Source organism: Streptococcus mitis (assembly GCF_946188585.1).
Taxonomy (GTDB): Bacteria; Bacillota; Bacilli; order Lactobacillales; family Streptococcaceae; genus Streptococcus; species Streptococcus mitis_DG.
Genome location: NZ_CAMHVI010000063.1, coordinates 1 through 230 on the forward strand (window position 1 = coordinate 1; position 230 = coordinate 230).

Here is a 230-nt window from a genome sequence, read left to right on the forward strand (position 1 = left end):
CGCACGTCCTTGCTGAAGTGCTTGCTGAAGTACTTGCGCTTGTTGATGCCGATGTGCTTGCTGACGTGCTTGCTGACGTGCTTGCTCTTGTTGAAGCCGATGTTCTTGCTGACGTGCTTGCGCTTGTTGAAGCTGATGTGCTTGCAGACGTGCTAGCGCTCGTTGAAGCTGATGTACTTGCGCATGTTGAAGCTGATGTACTTGCTGACGTGCTTGCAGATCGGAAGAGC

1 protein-coding gene is annotated in these 230 nt (G+C 52.6%); it reads left to right on the plus strand.

Features of this window, described 5'->3' with window-relative positions; all coding sequences use genetic code 11:
* Positions 1-230, plus strand: a 230-nt coding sequence (locus N8M66_RS09400) for a hypothetical protein (RefSeq protein WP_261047261.1), incomplete at both ends; no start/stop codon positions are given.